Source organism: Pseudanabaena sp. 'Roaring Creek' (assembly GCF_001402795.1).
Classification (GTDB): domain Bacteria; phylum Cyanobacteriota; class Cyanobacteriia; order Pseudanabaenales; family Pseudanabaenaceae; genus Pseudanabaena.
Genome location: NZ_LIRE01000278.1, coordinates 1 through 18,612 on the forward strand (window position 1 = coordinate 1; position 18,612 = coordinate 18,612).

Annotated in this window: 15 protein-coding genes and 1 pseudogene; 5 read left to right on the plus strand and 11 right to left on the minus strand. The window is 43.0% G+C overall.

The window, feature by feature from the left end; translation table 11 throughout:
* Positions 1–64: 64 nt before the first annotated feature.
* Both AC805_RS09570 and AC805_RS09575 read right to left on the minus strand, forming a co-directional pair.
* On the minus strand, positions 65–1,489 hold the full coding sequence (locus AC805_RS09570) for a hypothetical protein (RefSeq protein WP_055075218.1): 1,425 nt from the start codon (positions 1,487–1,489) through the stop codon (positions 65–67).
* A complete protein-coding gene (locus AC805_RS09575) occupies positions 1,486–2,556 on the minus strand; it encodes a polysaccharide biosynthesis/export family protein (protein ID WP_072143574.1) in 1,071 nt (356 codons plus the stop codon). Before AC805_RS09575 ends, AC805_RS09570 begins: the two co-directional genes overlap by 4 nt.
* 545 nt (positions 2,557–3,101) lie before the next feature.
* Between AC805_RS09575 and AC805_RS09580 the strand changes: the two genes are divergently transcribed.
* Genes AC805_RS09580 through AC805_RS09590 form a run of 3 tightly spaced genes read left to right on the plus strand, consistent with a single transcriptional unit; the run spans position 3,102 to position 6,463 of the window.
* Positions 3,102–4,100 (plus strand): glycosyltransferase family 4 protein, encoded by a 999-nt coding sequence (locus AC805_RS09580; protein WP_055075219.1) that lies wholly within the window; start codon positions 3,102–3,104, stop codon positions 4,098–4,100.
* A gap of 48 nt (positions 4,101–4,148) precedes the next feature.
* The gene (locus AC805_RS09585; RefSeq protein WP_055075220.1) at positions 4,149–5,186 is read left to right on the plus strand and encodes a glycosyltransferase family 4 protein; all 1,038 of its coding nucleotides are present in this window, start codon (positions 4,149–4,151) and stop codon (positions 5,184–5,186) included.
* Entirely contained in the window at positions 5,159–6,463 is a 1,305-nt protein-coding gene (locus AC805_RS09590) for a lipopolysaccharide biosynthesis protein (RefSeq protein ID WP_055075221.1), read from the plus strand. The genes AC805_RS09585 and AC805_RS09590 overlap by 28 nt, the downstream gene beginning before the upstream one ends.
* Positions 6,464–6,564: 101 nt before the next feature.
* Here the strand turns inward: AC805_RS09590 and AC805_RS09595 are convergent, their stop codons facing one another.
* The gene (locus AC805_RS09595) at positions 6,565–6,849 is read right to left on the minus strand and encodes a hypothetical protein (protein WP_055075222.1); all 285 of its coding nucleotides are present in this window, start codon (positions 6,847–6,849) and stop codon (positions 6,565–6,567) included.
* 168 nt (positions 6,850–7,017) lie between these two features.
* Between AC805_RS09595 and AC805_RS09600 the strand changes: the two genes are divergently transcribed.
* On the plus strand, positions 7,018–7,911 hold the full coding sequence (locus AC805_RS09600; protein WP_055075223.1) for an Rpn family recombination-promoting nuclease/putative transposase: 894 nt from the start codon (positions 7,018–7,020) through the stop codon (positions 7,909–7,911).
* A 22-nt stretch (positions 7,912–7,933) separates the two neighbouring features.
* On the opposite strand, the gene AC805_RS09605 is transcribed toward AC805_RS09600, so the two are convergent.
* The 7 genes from AC805_RS09605 to AC805_RS09635 form a co-directional block, all read right to left on the minus strand.
* A complete protein-coding gene (locus tag AC805_RS09605) occupies positions 7,934–8,830 on the minus strand; it encodes an Rpn family recombination-promoting nuclease/putative transposase (RefSeq protein WP_055075224.1) in 897 nt (298 codons plus the stop codon).
* Positions 8,831–8,977: 147 nt separating this feature from the next.
* Positions 8,978–9,235, minus strand: coding sequence for a hypothetical protein (locus AC805_RS09610; RefSeq protein ID WP_055075225.1), 258 nt, complete (start codon positions 9,233–9,235; stop codon positions 8,978–8,980).
* Between the two features lie 159 nt (positions 9,236–9,394).
* The gene (locus tag AC805_RS09615; RefSeq protein WP_055075226.1) at positions 9,395–9,814 is read right to left on the minus strand and encodes a hypothetical protein; all 420 of its coding nucleotides are present in this window, start codon (positions 9,812–9,814) and stop codon (positions 9,395–9,397) included.
* 88 nt (positions 9,815–9,902) lie between these two features.
* Entirely contained in the window at positions 9,903–12,170 is a 2,268-nt protein-coding gene (locus tag AC805_RS09620) for a DUF1796 family putative cysteine peptidase (RefSeq protein ID WP_055075227.1), read from the minus strand.
* Positions 12,171–12,554: 384 nt separating this feature from the next.
* The gene (locus tag AC805_RS09625) at positions 12,555–13,838 is read right to left on the minus strand and encodes a Glu/Leu/Phe/Val dehydrogenase (protein WP_055075228.1); all 1,284 of its coding nucleotides are present in this window, start codon (positions 13,836–13,838) and stop codon (positions 12,555–12,557) included.
* Between the two features lie 399 nt (positions 13,839–14,237).
* On the minus strand, positions 14,238–14,636 hold the full coding sequence (locus AC805_RS09630) for a low molecular weight phosphatase family protein (protein ID WP_082429454.1): 399 nt from the start codon (positions 14,634–14,636) through the stop codon (positions 14,238–14,240).
* A 170-nt stretch (positions 14,637–14,806) separates the two neighbouring features.
* Positions 14,807–15,340: a hypothetical protein gene (locus AC805_RS09635; RefSeq protein WP_055075230.1), complete on the minus strand. Its 534-nt coding sequence runs from the start codon at positions 15,338–15,340 to the stop codon at positions 14,807–14,809.
* Positions 15,341–15,598: 258 nt separating this feature from the next.
* Between AC805_RS09635 and AC805_RS09640 the strand changes: the two genes are divergently transcribed.
* The gene (locus tag AC805_RS09640; RefSeq protein ID WP_055075231.1) at positions 15,599–18,223 is read left to right on the plus strand and encodes an RNA helicase; all 2,625 of its coding nucleotides are present in this window, start codon (positions 15,599–15,601) and stop codon (positions 18,221–18,223) included.
* 264 nt (positions 18,224–18,487) lie between these two features.
* Here AC805_RS09640 and AC805_RS27315 read toward each other — a convergent pair.
* Positions 18,488–18,612 (minus strand): annotated as a pseudogene (locus tag AC805_RS27315) (phosphopantothenate synthase); the annotation flags it as partial.

Genomic DNA, 18,612 nt, shown 5'->3' on the forward strand with positions numbered 1-18,612 from the left:
CTGAGCGAAGTCGAAGCTGTAGTTTTTATTTAAATTATCTATAACTTCCACTAAATAATTTCCACTAAATAACTTCTACAGGCTTGGATTTACCTAGACCTACCTTTTGTTTAATTTCTTTACGCCACCACAGCATCACCAGTCCAGTGGTGACCAGAACTGAACCAATACCTGTTCCTAAAAATACAACTGTGGGTTGGGGAGAAGATTTTTTATCTGGAAGAGAAGGCTTAGACAAAACCTGAATTAAGGGATAGGCAGTAAAAATATCGGATTTTGCTAAATTTATTTTTGCGAGAGTTGAGGCAAATACAGCCTCGGCAATCTGGACTTCTCGCTGTAAGTTATCAAATACGACCTGCTTTTGCACTAGGGACTGTAATCGATCTTCTAGTTGAAAAATTTGTTCCTCTAGGGCTTGATTTTGGGCGATCGCGCCCTGCCGATCGGAATCTAAGGCGATCAAATCGCGGAACAAATTTTCCCTGCTAGAACCAGAGCTATCACCCAAAACGAGATGGTCGATATAACTGGGTTTGACTTCTTTTCGCAGCAATTCGCCTGCCCTAGAAATCATGGCAGTTTGAGCTGATTTCTGACGGGCGGCTTCTTTGACCACGAGGGGATGATTAATATCCCACTTAGCTAGTAGGACTGTTAAAGAGGTATTTGCCTCGCTATAGTCCTTAGCGTTTTGGAGAAATTGGCGATCGGCATGGAGAATGAAGGCATCGCTGACTTCAGGAACCGTTAATCCTAAACTATCCGACAACTGCTGAAAGCGCGAAGATATGAGTTCTTTCTGAGCCGAGAGCTCAGCTTTTTGTTTTCGCAGTATTTCAATGTTTGTAGAAAGTTCGCCGACTTGATTAGATGAGCTTAAACCCGAACTTGCTTTATATGCCGAGAGCCTTTTTTGCGCAATTTGTAATTTTTCCCTAGCTTCCTTGAGTGTAACATCATTATTCTCTCCCCGTTTGTCGATTTCTTCGGCACGTAACATATTTAACCTCGATTGCAGGGCATTGATAATTGCTGTGGCGTTATCTCTGGCTTCTTCAGGAGTTCTCGCTCCGATTTCCATTTCCATAATCGAAGTGTTATCGACTAATTTTACTTTGGGTTTTCCTAATTTACTAATCGGTATTTTTTGATTGGTCGCGGCAATCTCTAAAAGGCTCTCATCGGTTAGGATAAATTGGTAATTTGCCCTAGGATCCATACTCGTGCCGCCAAAAGGCGAACTGCTGGAGGCAGAAGTCTGTCCGAGATCCGCCAAGTTAACATTTACGCCCAAACCATTGCCAGGCATAATCATTGCCCATTTACTGATATATACTGGCGGGGTCTTTTTGAGATAGGAAATTGCCGCCCCCCAAAGTAATACATTGGCAACTACGCCCAAGATAATATACCGAGAATATCTCAGAAAGTTATTCTTACCTAGTTTAGCCAGATTGGGTAGACCAGAGGTGATGCTCTCGGTCATTTCTTTGTACCTCCAAAAACGCCCAAGAGCAGATTAAAGGGATTGATTACATCGGAAATAGTCGAGAATACATCGCGTATATCAGTAGTGGTGGAGTCGTAGCAGGCAACTGTATCTTCTGGCATCAAAAACGGATTGTCATTATCATTTTTGGAGTCCCTCATAATCTGTTCTATCGCCCGATCCCATGATTGTGTTTCCCCCGTAACCCGATCGACTCGCACCAGTAACGCATGGCGATCGTGGGCTGTGACAACGCCTCCCGCACAGTTTGCCGAAACTACTGCCTGAGAAAATCTCGCTCCGTAGGGGAAGGAAGATCCATCGGATTTAATTGCCGAACTTGCATTGCTAGTTGCGGTTCGGGTCAAATTGGACATGAACACTCTAATTCCAGGGGGTGTGATTTGGGAAGGTCGTACGTATTGATTTTGGGGTTTATCTAGCCTAGAAACGATGATTTGATCGCCTGCGATTAAGGGAACATCCTCTACAGGATCGCCTGTGAAGATGCCTGTAAAATCGATCTTGCGTTCTTTTCCGTTACGAATTAAGCGGATTTCTTGTATATTGGCATTTGGCATTACACCGCCCGCACCCCGCAAAGCTGCCGTCAGATACCTTTCAGGTGGGTAGTCACCTGAGGATACGGTTTGCTGTTGCGATCGATCTTCAGCCGATCGCGAGTTGATGATAATTCTTCCTGGCTGAAACGTTTCCCCCGAAACGGTTACCTGCACTGCCGACCATTGTAAGATACTGACATTGACCTGTAGAAACTGGCGTTGAAAATATCTTTGAGCGATGAGAGAGTCGTATATTTTTTTTTGGACTTCGCTAATTTCTAGTCCTTTAACAGACATTGGCGAGAGAAAAGGAACTTGGATGTTTCCGTCAAGGTTAACTTCAAAGACCCCACTAAACAGCTCTCCTTCTGGAATTAATACACGGATGCGATCGCCTGGAGAAAGAGGTATGGCATTTACGCTTGTTGTCATGCTAAGAGACATAGCGATCGATAAAAGGGCTATAGAAATTATTTTTTGGGAATAGATAACTAGCCTCATATCAAAACTTACTAGATTAATATCGTTGAGTATAACAGAAATTGAGTATTGACTGGATAGCTGACTAATTAGCCAAAAATCAAAAAATACTGTTAAAATTATTAGCTAAATAGGGGGCGAGTAAGGGCACAAATTTTATGATCCATAAATTTTATGATCTATAAAAACCAAGGTAAACCTATGGGGTTTCATATTAAGTAGCTAGGCATAATAAAAAACAAAACCAGAGAGCATACCGCCTGCTTCGCGGGCGGTATGCTCTTCTGGGTTTTAAGTTTACTTATGCCGAGCTACTTATGATGATAGTCCACAGGCGTAAATATTAGATTGCGAATAAGATTGCGAATAAGATTGTGAAACTTTAAAGCTTCAATTTTTTGAAGTCGCGACAATTGCAGTCTTGATAATTTTACTGACTTAGTTTAAACATTTTTGCTCTTATTAGTAACTTCCCGTAAAATGTTTTAAAGGTTCGGTATTTAGAATATATTTAGATATAACTACAGCAGGCTAAATGTTTTTAGGATTTTTTGGATATCGAAATCATGAAACCTCAAATATTGCATTTACTAAGCGATCGTAATGTTGGCGGGGTAATGGCTTGCACCAATAGCCTGATTAATTCCCATCTATCTAAAAAATTTGATTTTTTACTTCTAACCCCCGATGAGGCTTTATCAAAAATATCGGTTTTAAAGCCAGATTTAATGATCTTTCACGACCCACCAGCTTGGAAGATTTTACCATTACTGTTGCGATTGAGATTTTACGGTAAGGTTATTATTCACGATCACCACTATTCCCAAGATTTTGAATCGAATAATGTAACGACTAGATGGCGATTTCGACTGGTTTTAACTATGGCATATCGAATTGCTACCCATGTTGTTGCTGTATCCTCTGCTCAGGGACAATGGATGCGAGATTGCCAATTTATAACATCTAATAATTTGTCGGTAATTCAGCAATGTCGGGTTCTAGAAGAATTTTTAGCCTTGCCAATTAAGCCATTTAGCACAAGATTAGTTTTAGGGGTATATGGTAGGTTTTCGCAGCAAAAGGGAATAGATATTTTTATTAAATCCATGCAGGATCTGCCCGATCTTGATGTAGATATATTGATCGGTGGCTATGGTGAAAATCAAGAGCTTTTGTATCAATTAGCCAATGGCGATCGCCGTATTCAATTTGTTGGTAAATTAGCAGATGTTCCGAAGTTTTTGGCGAACTGTGATGTTGTCATTATTCCCTCACGATGGGAACCTTGGGGCAATGTCTGTGTTGAAGCAAAGGCTGCTGCTAAGCCCGTGATTGTTACCAATGTGGATGGATTGCCAGAACAAATAAAAGACTGTGGTTTAATTGCCGAACCTAATCCTGATGCTCTGAAGGATGCGATCGCTAAAGTCGTGCATATTTATGGTACTTCACCCCAAACTCTGATCGATTGGGGTAATAGGGGTAGAGCAGATGTACGAGATGCTTGGAATAGATATTTAGCTGAATGGGGTCAGTTGTCCGAACGGTTAATCGAAAAATCATAGGTTCGCACTATATTTCGCACTATATTTCGCACTTTATACCTGAAATTCATGAAACCCAGCATTTTGCATATTCTAATCGATCGCAATGTCGGTGGCGTTACCTCTTCGGTTAATGGCTTGTTGCGATCGCCACTTTCGGAAAAGTTTGATTTTCTGCTCCTCAACCTTCAAGAAGCCTTTTCCTATCTATTTCAGCCAAGATCTCCATCAAGCTCTCAATCAAGGCGCAAATCCAAAGTAGACCTCATTATTTTTCACGATGCCTGCTCTTGGAAATTGCTTATTATTTTGTTAATCCTCAGGCTAAGAGGTAATTTATACATTCAAGAACACCATTATTCAGAAGCCTCTGAAAGCCTTAACGTTCCCTCTAAATCAAGGTTTCGAATTATGTTGAAGCTAGCCTATGGTATCGCGAATCGAGTAATTGCCGTTTCCTATGCCCAGAGAGATTGGATGCTCAAATACAAGCTGATTGCACCTCACAAGTTAACGGTAATTCAACAATGTCGTGAGTTAGAAGACTTTCTAGATGCGCGGATAAAACCCCTAGATTCAAAACTTACCTTGGGCTATTTTGGGCGTTTTTCTGAGCAGAAGGGAGTCGATCTTCTATTGAAGGCAATGCGAGACCTTCAAGATCTTGACCTGAATCTGTTAATTGGAGGTTATGGGGAAAATGAACCGCTTTTGCGTCAATTAGCCGATGGAGATGCTCGAATTCAATTTTGCGGCAAACTGGCTAATGTACCTAAATTCTTAGAACTCTGTGATGTAATTATCATTCCCTCACGATGGGAACCTTGGGGCAATGTCTGTCTTGAAGCAAAATCCGCAGGAAAGCCTGTAATTGTCACAAGGGTCGATGGAATGGTGGAACAGGTCGAAGATTGCGGCTTGGTGGTGGGGGCAAATGTAGAGGAGATTAAAGCGGCGATCGCGAATATCGTCCATATCCATAAAACTTCACCGCAAACCCTGATCGATTGGGGAAATAATGGCAGAGAATCGGTACGCGGTGCTTGGAAAAAATATCTATCAGAGTGGGAAGAACTATTGTGGCTATCGAAAACCTCATCAAGATAATTAAAACCAAATTAACCGATCGCTTTCTTCGCAATCTCGGTTGGCTGGGACTGTCGCAGATATTCATTCGCGTATCTCGGCTCGCGGCGACCGTTGTTTTGGCGAGATTATTAACTAAAGAAGACTATGGGCTGGCAGCATTGGTACTAACCACCAATGAATTTGTCAATGTATTTACGCAAAATGGGATCTGGGCAAAGCTGGTGCAAGCCGATGCCGCTGATTTACCGAAACTTTGCCAAACCTCCTATTGGCTGAACTGGATTGTCTGTGGATTAGTATTCTTAGGGCAATGTATTGCGGCCTTCCCCGTGAGTTGGTTTTACCACGATCCGCGCATTGTTCTGCCTATTTGCGTGATGGCTACGGTGTATCTGATCATTCCGATCGCTTTGGTGCAAGCTTCCCTCTCCAATCGCGAGAATCGCCTGCATGTTTCAGCGATCGCGAATGGCGTTCAAGTTTCTGTCGATAATATCCTCACGATCATTCTTGCTTTTTTTGGCTTTGGGATGTGGGCGATCGTGCTACCCAAGGTCTTAGTGGCTCCCGTATGGGTGATCGTCCATTACCGCAGCAATCCTTGGCGACCCACTAGCGAATTTACGCTCGACTGGTGGCAAGAGATCGTGCGCTTTGGGCGCAGTGTTCTTGGCGTGAAGGTTATGCATACTTTAATCAATAATCTCGACTACGTGATTGCGGGTAGGTTTTTAGGGGTGGAAGCATTAGGTTTATATTATTTTGCTTTCAATGCAGGGCTGGGCATCAGTATGAGTGCGATCAATGCCCTTGATACGGCGTTATTCCCCCATCTCTGTGATGCTCGTAATCAGCCAAGGGAATTCAAAGCAAGATATTTCCAAACCTTTACGAGGGTTGCTTGGATCATCTTCCCTTTAGTGATTTTGCAGTCTGGACTCGCGCCCTTTTATGTACCAATTATCTTTGGACAAAAGTGGATACCTGCAATCCCACTATTAGTTCTAATCTGTCTATCCGCAGTGCCGCGCCCCTTTGCCAATGTGGCTTCTAATGGGCTTTGGGCGATCGATAAACCTGATTGGGATTTCATTTGGAATATTCTATTTACAGGTGCTTTTGCGATCGCGCTACTAGTTGGAGTGAATTGGGGTGTGTTAGGAGTGGCTGTAGCTGTTTTCTTGACCCATAGTATTGCTTCCCCTGCCTATACGGTTTGGGTGTCTTCCTATATTTCTAAGGTAATGGATAAGGAAATAATTGCCATAGAAGCAAAAGAGTCTAAAAGTATCTGAGAATGTTTGAATTTGGTGTTAATAGAGACGTGTTTTGGGATTAACTATTTTAAGTTGCTTCAAGAGATTTAAATCTCAAGCATGAAATCATTATAGATCTATCAGATGAGTAGCCAATAAGAATAGCTATATGGAGCGTAGGATGCGATCGCACCAGTTCCATTGCTGTGAGTGATATTGGTGAGGCGATCGCGATCGTCGTAGGTGTTATTTGTCTGAGCGGCAAGATTATTGTCACTGTATAGATATTTGTTGATGACTTGACCAATGGCATTGTAAGCATAGTCCACCCGCTTATTGCCTTGAGCGTTAACAGTCAAGCGATTCAACGCATCATACTCACGGGTAGTCGTGATACCACGACTGCCATTGATGGTGTCGGTCATAGAGGGTCGCCAATCAGTGTAGAGTCAAAAAATGCATCAAGCATGAACCCTAAAGGTTTCACTTCATCGGTATCTGTAATGCTGGAGGAACTGATAGAATCAATTAGCAGACATTCCTAAAAAACTATAGTTCTCGCAAAAAACTAACGAACTACTCAAGATAAAGTCATGTCTAACCCTCTTTCAACTCGCCACAGTCGCGATCGCTACATCAACCTACTCACAGACTTTGGCTTCAAGCGGCTATTTGGAACGGAGCCAAACAAAAACTTGTTAATTGACTTTCTGAATGTAATTTTACCCTCCCAGCATCGGGTCAAAGATCTAACTTACCGCAGCACTGAAAATCTCGGCAATACCCCAAGCGATCGCAAAGCGATCTTCGATCTTTATTGCGAAAGCGAAAAAGGCGAAAAATTTATTGTCGAAATGCAAAAAGCTAAACACAACTACTTTAAAGACCGCAGCATCTACTACTCGTCTTTTCCGATCCAAGAGCAATCTGAAAAGGGAGATTGGAACTACAAACTCGCTCCAGTTTATACAATCGGCATTTTAGACTTTGTGTTTGATGAAGATAAAAATGATGACACTTTGTTACATATCGTTGAGCTAAAAGATCAAGACTGCAAAGTCTTCTACGAGAAGCTCAAATTTATTTATCTCGAATTACCAAAATTCAAAAAATCCATCGACCAACTAAATGACCACTTTGACAAGTGGTTATTTCTGCTGAAACATCTACCTGACTTGCAAGAGCCTCCTTTACCTCTGCAAGAAAATGTATTTATGCAACTGTTTGAAGTAGCCCAGATTACTAGCTTTTCCCCAGAAGAAAGAGAAGCCTATGAAAACAGCTTAAAGTACTATCGAGATATGAAAGGTGTCATCGAAACGGCAAGAGAGGAAGGTATACAAGAAGGCAAAGCTCAGGGCATACAAGAAGGTAAAGCGATCGCTGAGCAGGAAAGACTTGCTAAACAACAAGCTGAGCTAGCACAACGACAGGCGGAGGCATTGCTAAAAAAATACAAAGATCTTTTCGGTGATATTCCTGAATAGAGCGATCGTCTCTGTATCTTCATCAATGCAGCAACTGTTTTTTTATCCAAGCGCTTAAATCGGCAGATGATTGCAAGTCAAAGATTGCTTCGGCTAAATCTTCTAGCTGTGCGACAGACAATTTAGAAATCTGAGATTTTATTCTGGGGGATATTTTGCCAAATTTGCGAGTTAGTTGGCGTAGTAACATTGCCGACTGACCTTTTACCAAACCGCGTTGTTCGCCAATTTGTAAACCGCGCTGTTCGCCAATTTGTAAACCCTCTTGTCGCCCCTCCAGTACTGCATCTTGGTAGACGCGGGTTTTCTTCAGATCGCTGTGGGTAAACATGGCTTCAACCTCTTGTCTGGTTAGTTTTGGGAATTTATATACTAGTACTGCTTCTATGAATTCTACTACGTTATCTCTCAGTTCGGTGTTTGTTTCTTGTTCGATCTTTTCGGCAAGATTTCTTGCTAGTTTTGGTGCTTTTTTCTCTGATGCTAAAATTAGCTGAATAATCTCAATTCCATGGGAATTTGTTTGTTGTCGCAAGTCTTCGAGATATACGCGCTTAATCCGCCCCAAGTTGATTAGTTCTTGGCAGAATTTGTCGGGTGTTGGTTCGCTGTTGTGTCTGGCGAATATGGCTACGGCTTGCCAGTCTTGGATCGGGCGATATTGGTTGAGATATAGGAAGATTTCGGCTAGGAATTCAGAATAGAAGTCTTCTTTGGGTTGAAATTGAACTTCTGCTAAAAAGATTGGTTTATCGTTGGCGGTGGGCATGAAGATGCCGTCAAACCGAAATGCTTTTTCTTTGATTTCGGCTGAGCTAAATTTGTATCCTTCTGCTTCTGCGATCGGGCGATCAATTAGCTCGAATAGTAGGGTGTGGAAGGATTGGAATAGTTGGAAAAATAGGGTGTCCGTTCGCATGACGGTTTAGTCTAGCATGGTGGCTAACCATTTTGAATATGCGGTGTGACCTTTCGTTGAACTTGACCATCCTCATCCGCTAAAATCTGGTCAAAGCCTGTACCATAGAAATAACGGTGGTACAAACCATAATAATTTATTTGATTATCAAAGTATTGGTAGGATTTCTACTTCTTCATCAGGATCAGACACGCTCACAAATACCAAATTTGGATCCCAATGTCCATCTAAATCAAGTTTAGCACATACAACCCATCCTCTATTTTGCTCCCCAATTCCTAACTTACGCTCTCTATAAATAGCATTAAGCGAGTCTTCAATAATTAGAATTTTATTTTGAGTTAATGCCAATCTAGCAAGCATTAAAGCACGTTCTTCTGTAACTGCAATTATTTTGTCTTGCATTAATCAATTCTCCCTGAACGATACAAAAATTGAAAATAAAAGAAGAAGATATTTGAGAAATTTTTTGCTTTTTACAGTTTGTTTCATTTTATAGATTACACTTTATTACAGGACAAAAAGATTATGCAATCAGACTATAAATCAGTTGGTCAATTCGAGTTACAAATTTTGATGGTATATTACCGCGTAAACCATAATTACTCTATTATTTTTATGTAAGAGAGAAACCTGCCAAGAAGTACTAGCTATAAAATATGAGTGAGTTATTTCGCATGACAAGAAATCTCCTCTAACAATAGTTTGTTCGCCGATTCGATGCCCATTGTCGTCTCTTTTTTCAACTAAAAACTTCTTGTCTTTTCTATCTTCACAGCTAAATTTACTATCCTCCATGATCTGCCTTGCTTGCTGAGTCGGAATACCAAGCGGGATAAAGCGACTTACTTCTTTTTGCATTTCCTCTTGAGTTTTAAGCAATTGTATTCCTTCCTTTGGATCTGGTTGACAAGCCCCAAAGGAAAATGTAAGTAATAAAAGAATGAATGATTGTCTTACCAGATATTTCATCTTCTCAAACATGCTCTTACGTTACTATGACTAAGTATACTAAAACCTAGGCAGAGAATCGCAAAGCGATTCTCTGCCTAGGTTTTAGCTTTGCTTGGAGTTAAGCTTCAGGGTTGGGCGGACACCAGAATAGATTTTGGCTAGATATACCGAGAGATTCAAGGATTTCCTTCATGGCTTTCGTGCATTCCATCCAATACTCTTGACTGTCATACATTCCATCGGGACTGAAATAGAGATCGTAATGCAGTAAATTGGGAATATTCGCGAACTCATCGGATGCTTGCTTGGAAATGAGCAAAACTCGGAAGGGCTTACCTTGACATTTAATTGTCAATTTATCGATTAAGTCGATTACGTAGTCTCGATTAGTGACACCAGTGCGGATAAACAGTACTTCATCACAATGTTTGAGAGTGTATAAAAATCTGCTTGCCCTTGCTGAGTAGCGAACTCGCATTCTCTCGTGAATAGGATGTATGTTATTTACAGGATCTTCATTATCTTCGACCTCATGCCCGAAGGATAGTCCAGACCACTTAGAATGGTAGATCCTTCTCTCTTGGGGATTGTAATGGAGATAAGCAGGATTCCACATGTCTTTGAAGTCATTGACTACCAGATCGGTCACATCACCGAGGTTAGTGGAACGGGTCAAATCAAAGGGAAAGGCTGGCCCATCATATTCCATTTTATACAAAAGCATTCTGGCGGCACAACGATCGCCTAAAGGTAAAATCGCAATCCGATTAATTTCTGATAATTTACACTTATATTTTAGTAGCATCGTCGATTTGGCGGGAGCTTTGACTCTACTCTCCAAACCGCGATCGCCGATCATCATCGTGCGAAATGGTGCGTCGGGATGAACGGGATCGTGATAGACTCCCGCAGGCATCGTCGCTAGCGCCGATCGAATCTCTTTCCACATCGGGTGGATATTGTATTCTTCATAGGATTCATTGATGATGCGAATTGTGTGATCGCTTTCTTTGAGAATGCCTAGATGTCCGTCGTAGTAGAGGATTTCCGCATTTTGAGGAGCAAAAAACTTGAGGGCAGCGCAATACTGAAGATCGACTCCAATCGGAACATTTACTGTATTTTCAATTGAACCGTTAAAGCCCACGGATAGGATTGGCAAAACTCCTAGTTCATCATTTTTGGAAATGTATGATGTGCCAAAAGTTAACCCTGCTTTGCGTTTTAGGGCTTCTTGTAATTCTTTCCAAGTGGCGGTGATATTGTAGGGATATGCCGAACCGTTGATAATTCGCAGGGTTTGGGCTTCGGGACAGGCAAGGATTTGGAAACCAAATTTATCCTTGTAAACGCGGATCTCTTCTAAGTTTTTGTGATCGGTTTTAGTTTGAAGCATCTTGAGGCGATCGCGTTCCATCTGAAACAAATCCAGATTAATGGACTCAAACATCATCTGATGTCCTAGGGTATTGGGGTGCGCCACATCCGTATATATTTCGGATTTCCATCCCCCGTAGCCATTATCTAAAGCATCAAGCCAATTGAGCATCGGCACTGACCAACCCAGCATTCGATGATGCGTATCGCGCAATAGCCAGTTATGCTCAGGATGGTAATCTCCATGGGGGTATAGACCTCCAATTATCGGGATCGCGCCCAAATCTTGGGTCATTTTGATGAGTTGTAACAGTCCGCTCTCAAAGCGACGCTGGACGGCTCGGCGATCGTGAGGACGACAATAGGCTAGCCCTTCGTTGCCAAGGGAAAGGGCAATAATCACGATATCTGGCTTCTCTGGTACAACTACCGATGCGAAGCGCTCGATCGTACTAGTGACATTCGCCCCTAACTGCGATCGGTTGATCGTTTGATGTCCATACTTTTCGCTTAGGGCTTTTCCGAGGTGATTTGCCCAGCCCTTGAGTAGCCAAGCACTACAGCCCAGTGCCACAGAGCTACCAATCACTAAGACCTTCAATCCATCGGGCGAAAGTGGCGCTGGAACTGGAGCGATCGCTTTTTCAAAATAGCCGTAGGGATAGGCATTAATAAATCCAAAGGGGGTATCATCAACGATGATGTTTGAAGTTTTAGAGTTAAGGTATTCTGGCTCTATGGGAACCCAGCGATTAGCACCATCATCGGTCTCCCATTGCGCTTTGCCATCCGCATCGATGCGCACATATTTATATTCAATTTTCTCCTGCAATTCAGGCAAACTAGAAGCATCAATTGCGACATCTATCCACCAAATGGGATAGCGATCGCGGGATGTTTTTAAAGGTAAGTATTTTTTGGTATTCCACAACCCTAACTGAGGAATCGAGCCAACTATGCCAATCATTTCTCCATTTTGGGTGGAAGCCTTTACCTGAAATCTGTACATAGAGATATCTTCTCGGAGTAGGGGGAGCTAGTATTTATGCCTATTAGGGGTTGCGCAACCGCCTTAGGTATGATCTCTTTTTTAAGTTATCACTTATTGTCCTTTAAGTCTGTTTTAGAAATTACAGCTATACCGAGAAAATATGAGAAAAAGAATTGGGGGCGTTTTGCGCCCCCAATTCTTTTTCTCGTTTTTCTATTAAGTAGCTAAGCATAAGTAAACTTAAAACCTAGAAGAGAGTACCGCCCGCGCAGTGGGCAGTACTCTTTATACCAATTTCCAAAAGTGTGGCTACACTTTTGGAAATTAAAACCTAAATCCAGTCAGGGTTTTAAAATCACAAAATGGCTACGCCATTTTGTGATTTGGTATTAATCTTGATGATTATTGAATGAAATAGGCGCGAGTTCCTTTTGCCTCGATCGCTTCACTTAGTCTCGTCAAGGCATGAATATAGGCAGCAGTTCGCATTGAGGTTTGTTTTCGATCCGCGATTTTCCAAATGCTTAAGGTCTCGGCAATCATGCTATGTTTGAGGCGATCGTTCACCTCTTCCAACGTCCAATACAATCCGCTCCGATTTTGTACCCATTCAAAATAGCTGACAGTGACCCCGCCAGCATTTACTAGGATGTCGGGCACTACCACAATTCCTCGCTTCTCTAAAATTGCATCCGCCGCAGGAGTTACAGGTCCATTGGCAATCTCAAAAATGTACTTAGCACGAATATCGTCGGCATTGCTTTCAGTGATTTGGTTCTCTAAAGCTGCGGGGATCAAAAAATCCACATCTAGCTTTAGCAATTCTTCATTCGTAATCCTTTGATGATCGACGATATTACACAATGTATCTTGACAATACACCGCTTGAAAAGTGCGCGTCGAATTTTTATATTGAATAATACTCGGTACATCTAGCCCCTGCGGCGCATAAATTCCACCTTTAGAATCGCTGACCGCCACAACCCTATAGCCAGCCTTGCTTAGTAGATCGGCGATCGCCGATCCCACATTGCCAAAGCCCTGTACTGCCACAGTGGTTTGTTCTCGATGCATTCCCAATAGGGGCATGAGAGTTTCGATCGCAAAAAATGCACCCAAGCCCGTTGCGGTCTCTCTGCCTAAGCTGCCGCCCATAGCAATCGGTTTGCCAGTAATCGCCGCAGGACAAAGCCGACGCTGAATATTGTTATACTCATCGACCATCCAACCCATGATCGTCTGATTGGTTTGGACATCGGGGGCAGGAATATCCACATCAGCACCCATAAAATCAGCGATCGCATTGATATATCCCCGACTGAGCCGCTCTAGTTCAAATTTAGATAGTTGTTTGGGATCGACCGCTACGCCCCCCTTTGCCCCACCAAAGGGCAAATTCACCGCCGCACATTTAAAAGTCATCCAGAATGCGAGGGATGTCACTTCATCCATATTGACATTGGGATGGAAGCGGATTCCTCCTTTAGTGGGACCCCGCAAATCGTTATAGCGCACGCGATAGCCTTGAAAAACTTTTAAGGTTCCGTCATCCATCCGCACGGGAATAGAAACTTGCAAACTCGCTTTTGGCGATTTGAGGCGCTCGATCGCATCCTCAGAAACATCAACATGGGCGATCGCATCGGCTAGTCGTTGACTTGCCTGCTCGAATAAAGACTCTGACATCAAACTTCCATCCCTAAAACGATTTAAGTAGCTGGGCATAGTTACAAACCCAAATCTAAACCTGTAGCGCAAGCGCAGCGTGCGCTACAGGTTTAGGGTCTTTATATTTAATTGCGCCCAGTTACTTAGTAGCGATCTTGATCGTATAAGTAACTGGACATAATTAAATTAAAATCCCACATATGGGTGGTTCTTTGCAGCACCACCCATATGTGGGATGTCAAGGCTATTAGTAAAAATCCCCCCCTTTTTCTTGAAATCCAAGAAGGGAAGTTTGGCGCAGAGCGCCAAACTTCCCTTCTTGGATTGTCATAATGCGAGTGGTGATAGCGCTTTAAGTAGCTAAGAAAACCTAGAAGAGCATACCGCCCGCTAAGCGGGCGGTATGCTCTCTGGTTTTTAGTAGATTTCCAAGCGCATTAACATTACTTCAATGCGATCTTTAATCTCATCTCTCACTTGTCGATAGGAATTAATCGAAGAGGGATCAAGCGGAGATAACAGCCATTCATCAAAAAACTGTCTCATCATCCAGTCATCGGGTAGCCTTGTGCTAGTACTTCCAAGCGAGACTACTGCATCAAAGCTATTGGGTTGATAATCGTTGAGAAGTTGGGAATTATTCCTGCTGATATGCAAACCAACTTCATCCATTGTCTGAATTACATCTTGAATCGATAGATTGTCTTCCCACCCACAACTATTAATGGCGATCGCATCCCCAACATAGTGGCGCATCCAAGCTTCTGCCATAAGTGCGTATGTCCGATTTTGACAGACAAACATAATATTCTTCATTAAGATTTGGGTTCCTCCTGATATAGAAATGTATTGTTTACAAATTTTTTGCAGCGCCAAGTTCTGCAAAGAGAATCAAGATCGTTAAGGTAGTTAATATCTACTCCTACCTTAAAAATCTTGTAGTTTTCGATCGCTGACTAAGACCATTTACAAATGGTTCTAGAAATTTAGACTGCTAATGGATAAAAGCAATCTTCAACATCGTTGTATTGCCATGCAATGCCCTCAGGATCGTGTTTTTTAGCCCAAGCAGAAAAAGTGCTTTTGTCTTTCTTTTGATTTAACGTCCGCACCTCAACTTTTAATCGATTAACCAGCTCTTCAAGACTCAAGGCATCTATAGGAGAAATCTTTTTAAGAGGAATCTCTTTTTCGGATTCGTTTGCTGATTTGTTTTCAGTTGCCACATCCTCTATGGAGGGACTTGCGATCGCGACTTCTACTTCGGTACTAGAAATCTCTTCCTGTAGGAATCGATCTCCATCTGCCAATTTTGCCTCAATCGCCTCTATCCGTTTCAACAACTCGTCATAGCGATCTTCTGGCTGGGCTAGCGGTGTAGCCATATCCTGTTGCAGGGCATGAGTCAATAGAATTTCAACCATTGCCGCCATACCCATCTTGGTTTTTTGAACCCGTTCTTCCAACCGATCCAATAATGCATCGGAAAGCCTTACATTTAACTGCCTTTTTTTTGCCATCGATCACACCTTTTTGCTATCAAATGCTAGCATAAGCTATTTTGATATAAAAAGCTAGCATTTGATAGCAAGACTTAGTAAAAAATTGTAAAAACCTTGACGAAAAAACTTTCAAGGCGATCGCTAATTACTAAACTCTTGTCACGCTTCGATCTGACTCATTCCTGCATAGGTTAATATAAGAGATTAAGCGGCTATCCCAATAGCGCCTTATTGATAACCTAAAAATTTTAAGTATATTTATTCAGGCAGAAGTGCGTGCAAGCATTAGACCCACAAGAACTATATCCCTTTGAACTTGACCCGTTTCAATTACAGGCGATCGCCGCATTGCAAGCTGGTAAGTCGGTCGTTGTTTGTGCGCCAACAGGTTCAGGTAAAACCTTAATTGGTGAATATGCAATTCACGCCGCCTTAGCTGGCGAACGGCGAGTCTTTTATACCACTCCCCTCAAGGCTCTCTCCAATCAAAAGTTACGGGACTTTCGACAACAGTTTGGTGATGATAACGTCGGCTTGTTGACGGGTGACACATCCGTTAATCGCGATGCACCGATTTTGGTGATGACTACAGAGATCTTTAGGAATATGCTCTATGGCACACCCATCGGTGAGGTTGGCACATCCCTAACAGATGTTGAAGTAGTAGTACTTGATGAGTGCCACTATATGAACGATCGCCAAAGAGGAACGGTATGGGAAGAGTCGATCGTCTATTGCCCTGCGGAAGTGCAGTTGGTAGCTTTATCGGCAACCGTAGCCAATAGCCAACAATTGACCGACTGGATTCATAAAGTGCATGGCGATACGGAGTTAATCTATTCCGATTTTCGTCCCGTTCCCCTCGAACATTCCTTTTGCAGTAGCAAGGGTTTTTTCCCTTTACTGGATGGTTCCAGTCAAAAGATCAATCCGCGCCTCAAGCCCCTCAGCAATAAGCCGCTTTCTAAAGAAGAAAGACATAAAATTGTTCCATCGATTGGAGCCGTAATCTCCCATCTGCGACAGCGCGATATGCTCCCAGCTATTTACTTCATTTTTAGTCGGCGCGGTTGCGATAAATCGGTTACGGATTTAGGAAATGTTTCCCTCGTTAATGCGGAAGAGTCCTTAAGACTCAAGCCCCAAATTGATGCTTTCATTGCGGCTAATCCAGAAATTGGCAAGCCTTCGCATATTGATGCTCTATATCGTGGCATTGCCGCACACCATGCTGGGATTTTACCCGCTTGGAAAGGTTTTGTGGAAGAACTATTTCAACAAGGCTTGATCAAAGTCGTCTTTGCCACGGAAACCCTAGCGGCGGGAATTAATATGCCAGCTAGAACTACGGTCATCTCTAGCATTTCTAAGCGTACCGATCGCGGACATCGGTTGCTTAATGCTTCGGAGTTTCTGCAAATGGCAGGGAGAGCGGGTCGGCGTGGCATGGATGAAGTTGGCTATGTCGTAACGGTACAAACTCCCTTTGAAGGAGCCAAAGAAGCAGCCAATCTGGCTACATCGACCGCCGATCCCCTCGTTAGTCAGTTTGCTCCGAGCTACGGCATGGTCATGAATCTCCTCCAAACCCATTCCCTCGACCAATCAAGGGATCTAGTCGAGCGCAGTTTTGGGCAATATCTTGCCGATCTCAACCTTGCTCCCCAAATCCAGAATCTTGAGTCGGTAATGGAGCAGATTGCTAAATTAGAAAAGGATTTGGCAAATGTCGATCTGAAGCAGTTAGAAGTTTATGACAAACTGCGCGATCGCCTGCGTGAGGAAAAACGTCTTTTAAAAATGCTAGCGCAGCAATCGGAAGAAATGCGTTTAAACGATCTCGCATCCTATGCTCCTTACCTACTATCGGGTTCGCCCCTAACGATACGCACTCACAAAGGCACGATCGTACATACCGTTCTGGCTGCCAAGGTTCAAGGTTCGGGACAGTTTCCTTGGTTTGTCTGCCTCGGTTCCGACAATCGTTGGTATACATTGGGATATAAAGATATCGTTCAAGTCGGAACCGATTTATTACTAGATGGTGATATCGACTATCCGAGTAAGTTGCCCTTGCGTCCTGGACAGTTCATTGATGGCGATGAAGCGAGTTTAGCGATCGCGCAAAACATCAAGCCATTGCCAGAGTCAGAACTCGCGCCAGAAGTTTTAAAGCAGCAAGCGCGAGTGATCGCCCTCGAATCGGAAATGAACCATCATCCTGTCTCAAAGATGAGCGATCGCGGTGCAATATTTAAAAAAGTAAATCGTCTCGAACAATTGCAACGTCAGATCGACTTCCAGCAAAAGGTAGTTAACGAACGTCGCCAAAGGCATTGGCAAGAATTTATGAGCCTTGTCCATATCTTGCAAGCCTATGATTGCCTCCAAGAAACCCAACCGACCGATCGCGGCAAAGTCGTGGCGGCTCTACGCGGTGAGAATGAATTATGGTTGGCTTTATGCTTGATGTCGGGAGAAATGGATAATCTTGCTCCCCACCACCTTGCTACGGTCTGTGCGGCGATCGTCAGTGAAAATAGCCGTCCCGATAACTGGATCAAGTTCGGTCTATCGCCAACGGTTGAGGATGCTCTAGATGGATTACGCGAAGTGCGTCGTCAGCTCATGCAGGTGCAGCGTCGTCATTTGGTGGATATTCCCGCTTGGTTAGATTATGAATTAACTGGACTGGTCGAACAATGGGCTTTAGGAATGGAATGGTCAGAGCTATGCCAAAACACCAATCTTGATGAAGGTGATATCGTTCGCCTCATGCGTCGCACTATCGATTTGCTATACCAAATTCCCCATGTGCCTAACCTGCCAACAATGGTCTATCAAGCTGCTAAGCAAGCCGCCCAATTAATAGATCGCTTCCCCGTCAATGAGGTAATTTAGAATCAAACTCCAAAAGTAAAAGCCTTGCTACGCAAGGCTTTTACTTTTGGGCTTAGAGAAAGGGTTTGCTACGCAAACCCTTTCTCTAAGCCCGTTTTATACCAATTCCCAAAAGTGTGGCTACACTTTTGGGAATTGAAAAACAAACCCAGTAAGGGTTTTAAAATCACAAAATGGCTACGCCATTTTGTGATTTGGTATTAAAAATAGATCCAAAAGATGATTGGCGGCGCGAAGCGCCGCCAATCATCTTTTGGGGGGTGGCTATGACTGTAAAAAATCGAGGAGACGATGGGCAAGTTCGAGCTTAGAACAAAGGGGCGTAGATTGCCTATGCCCATCTTTATGGATGAAAGTAGCTTGATTGGTATCCGTACCAAAGCCAGTTT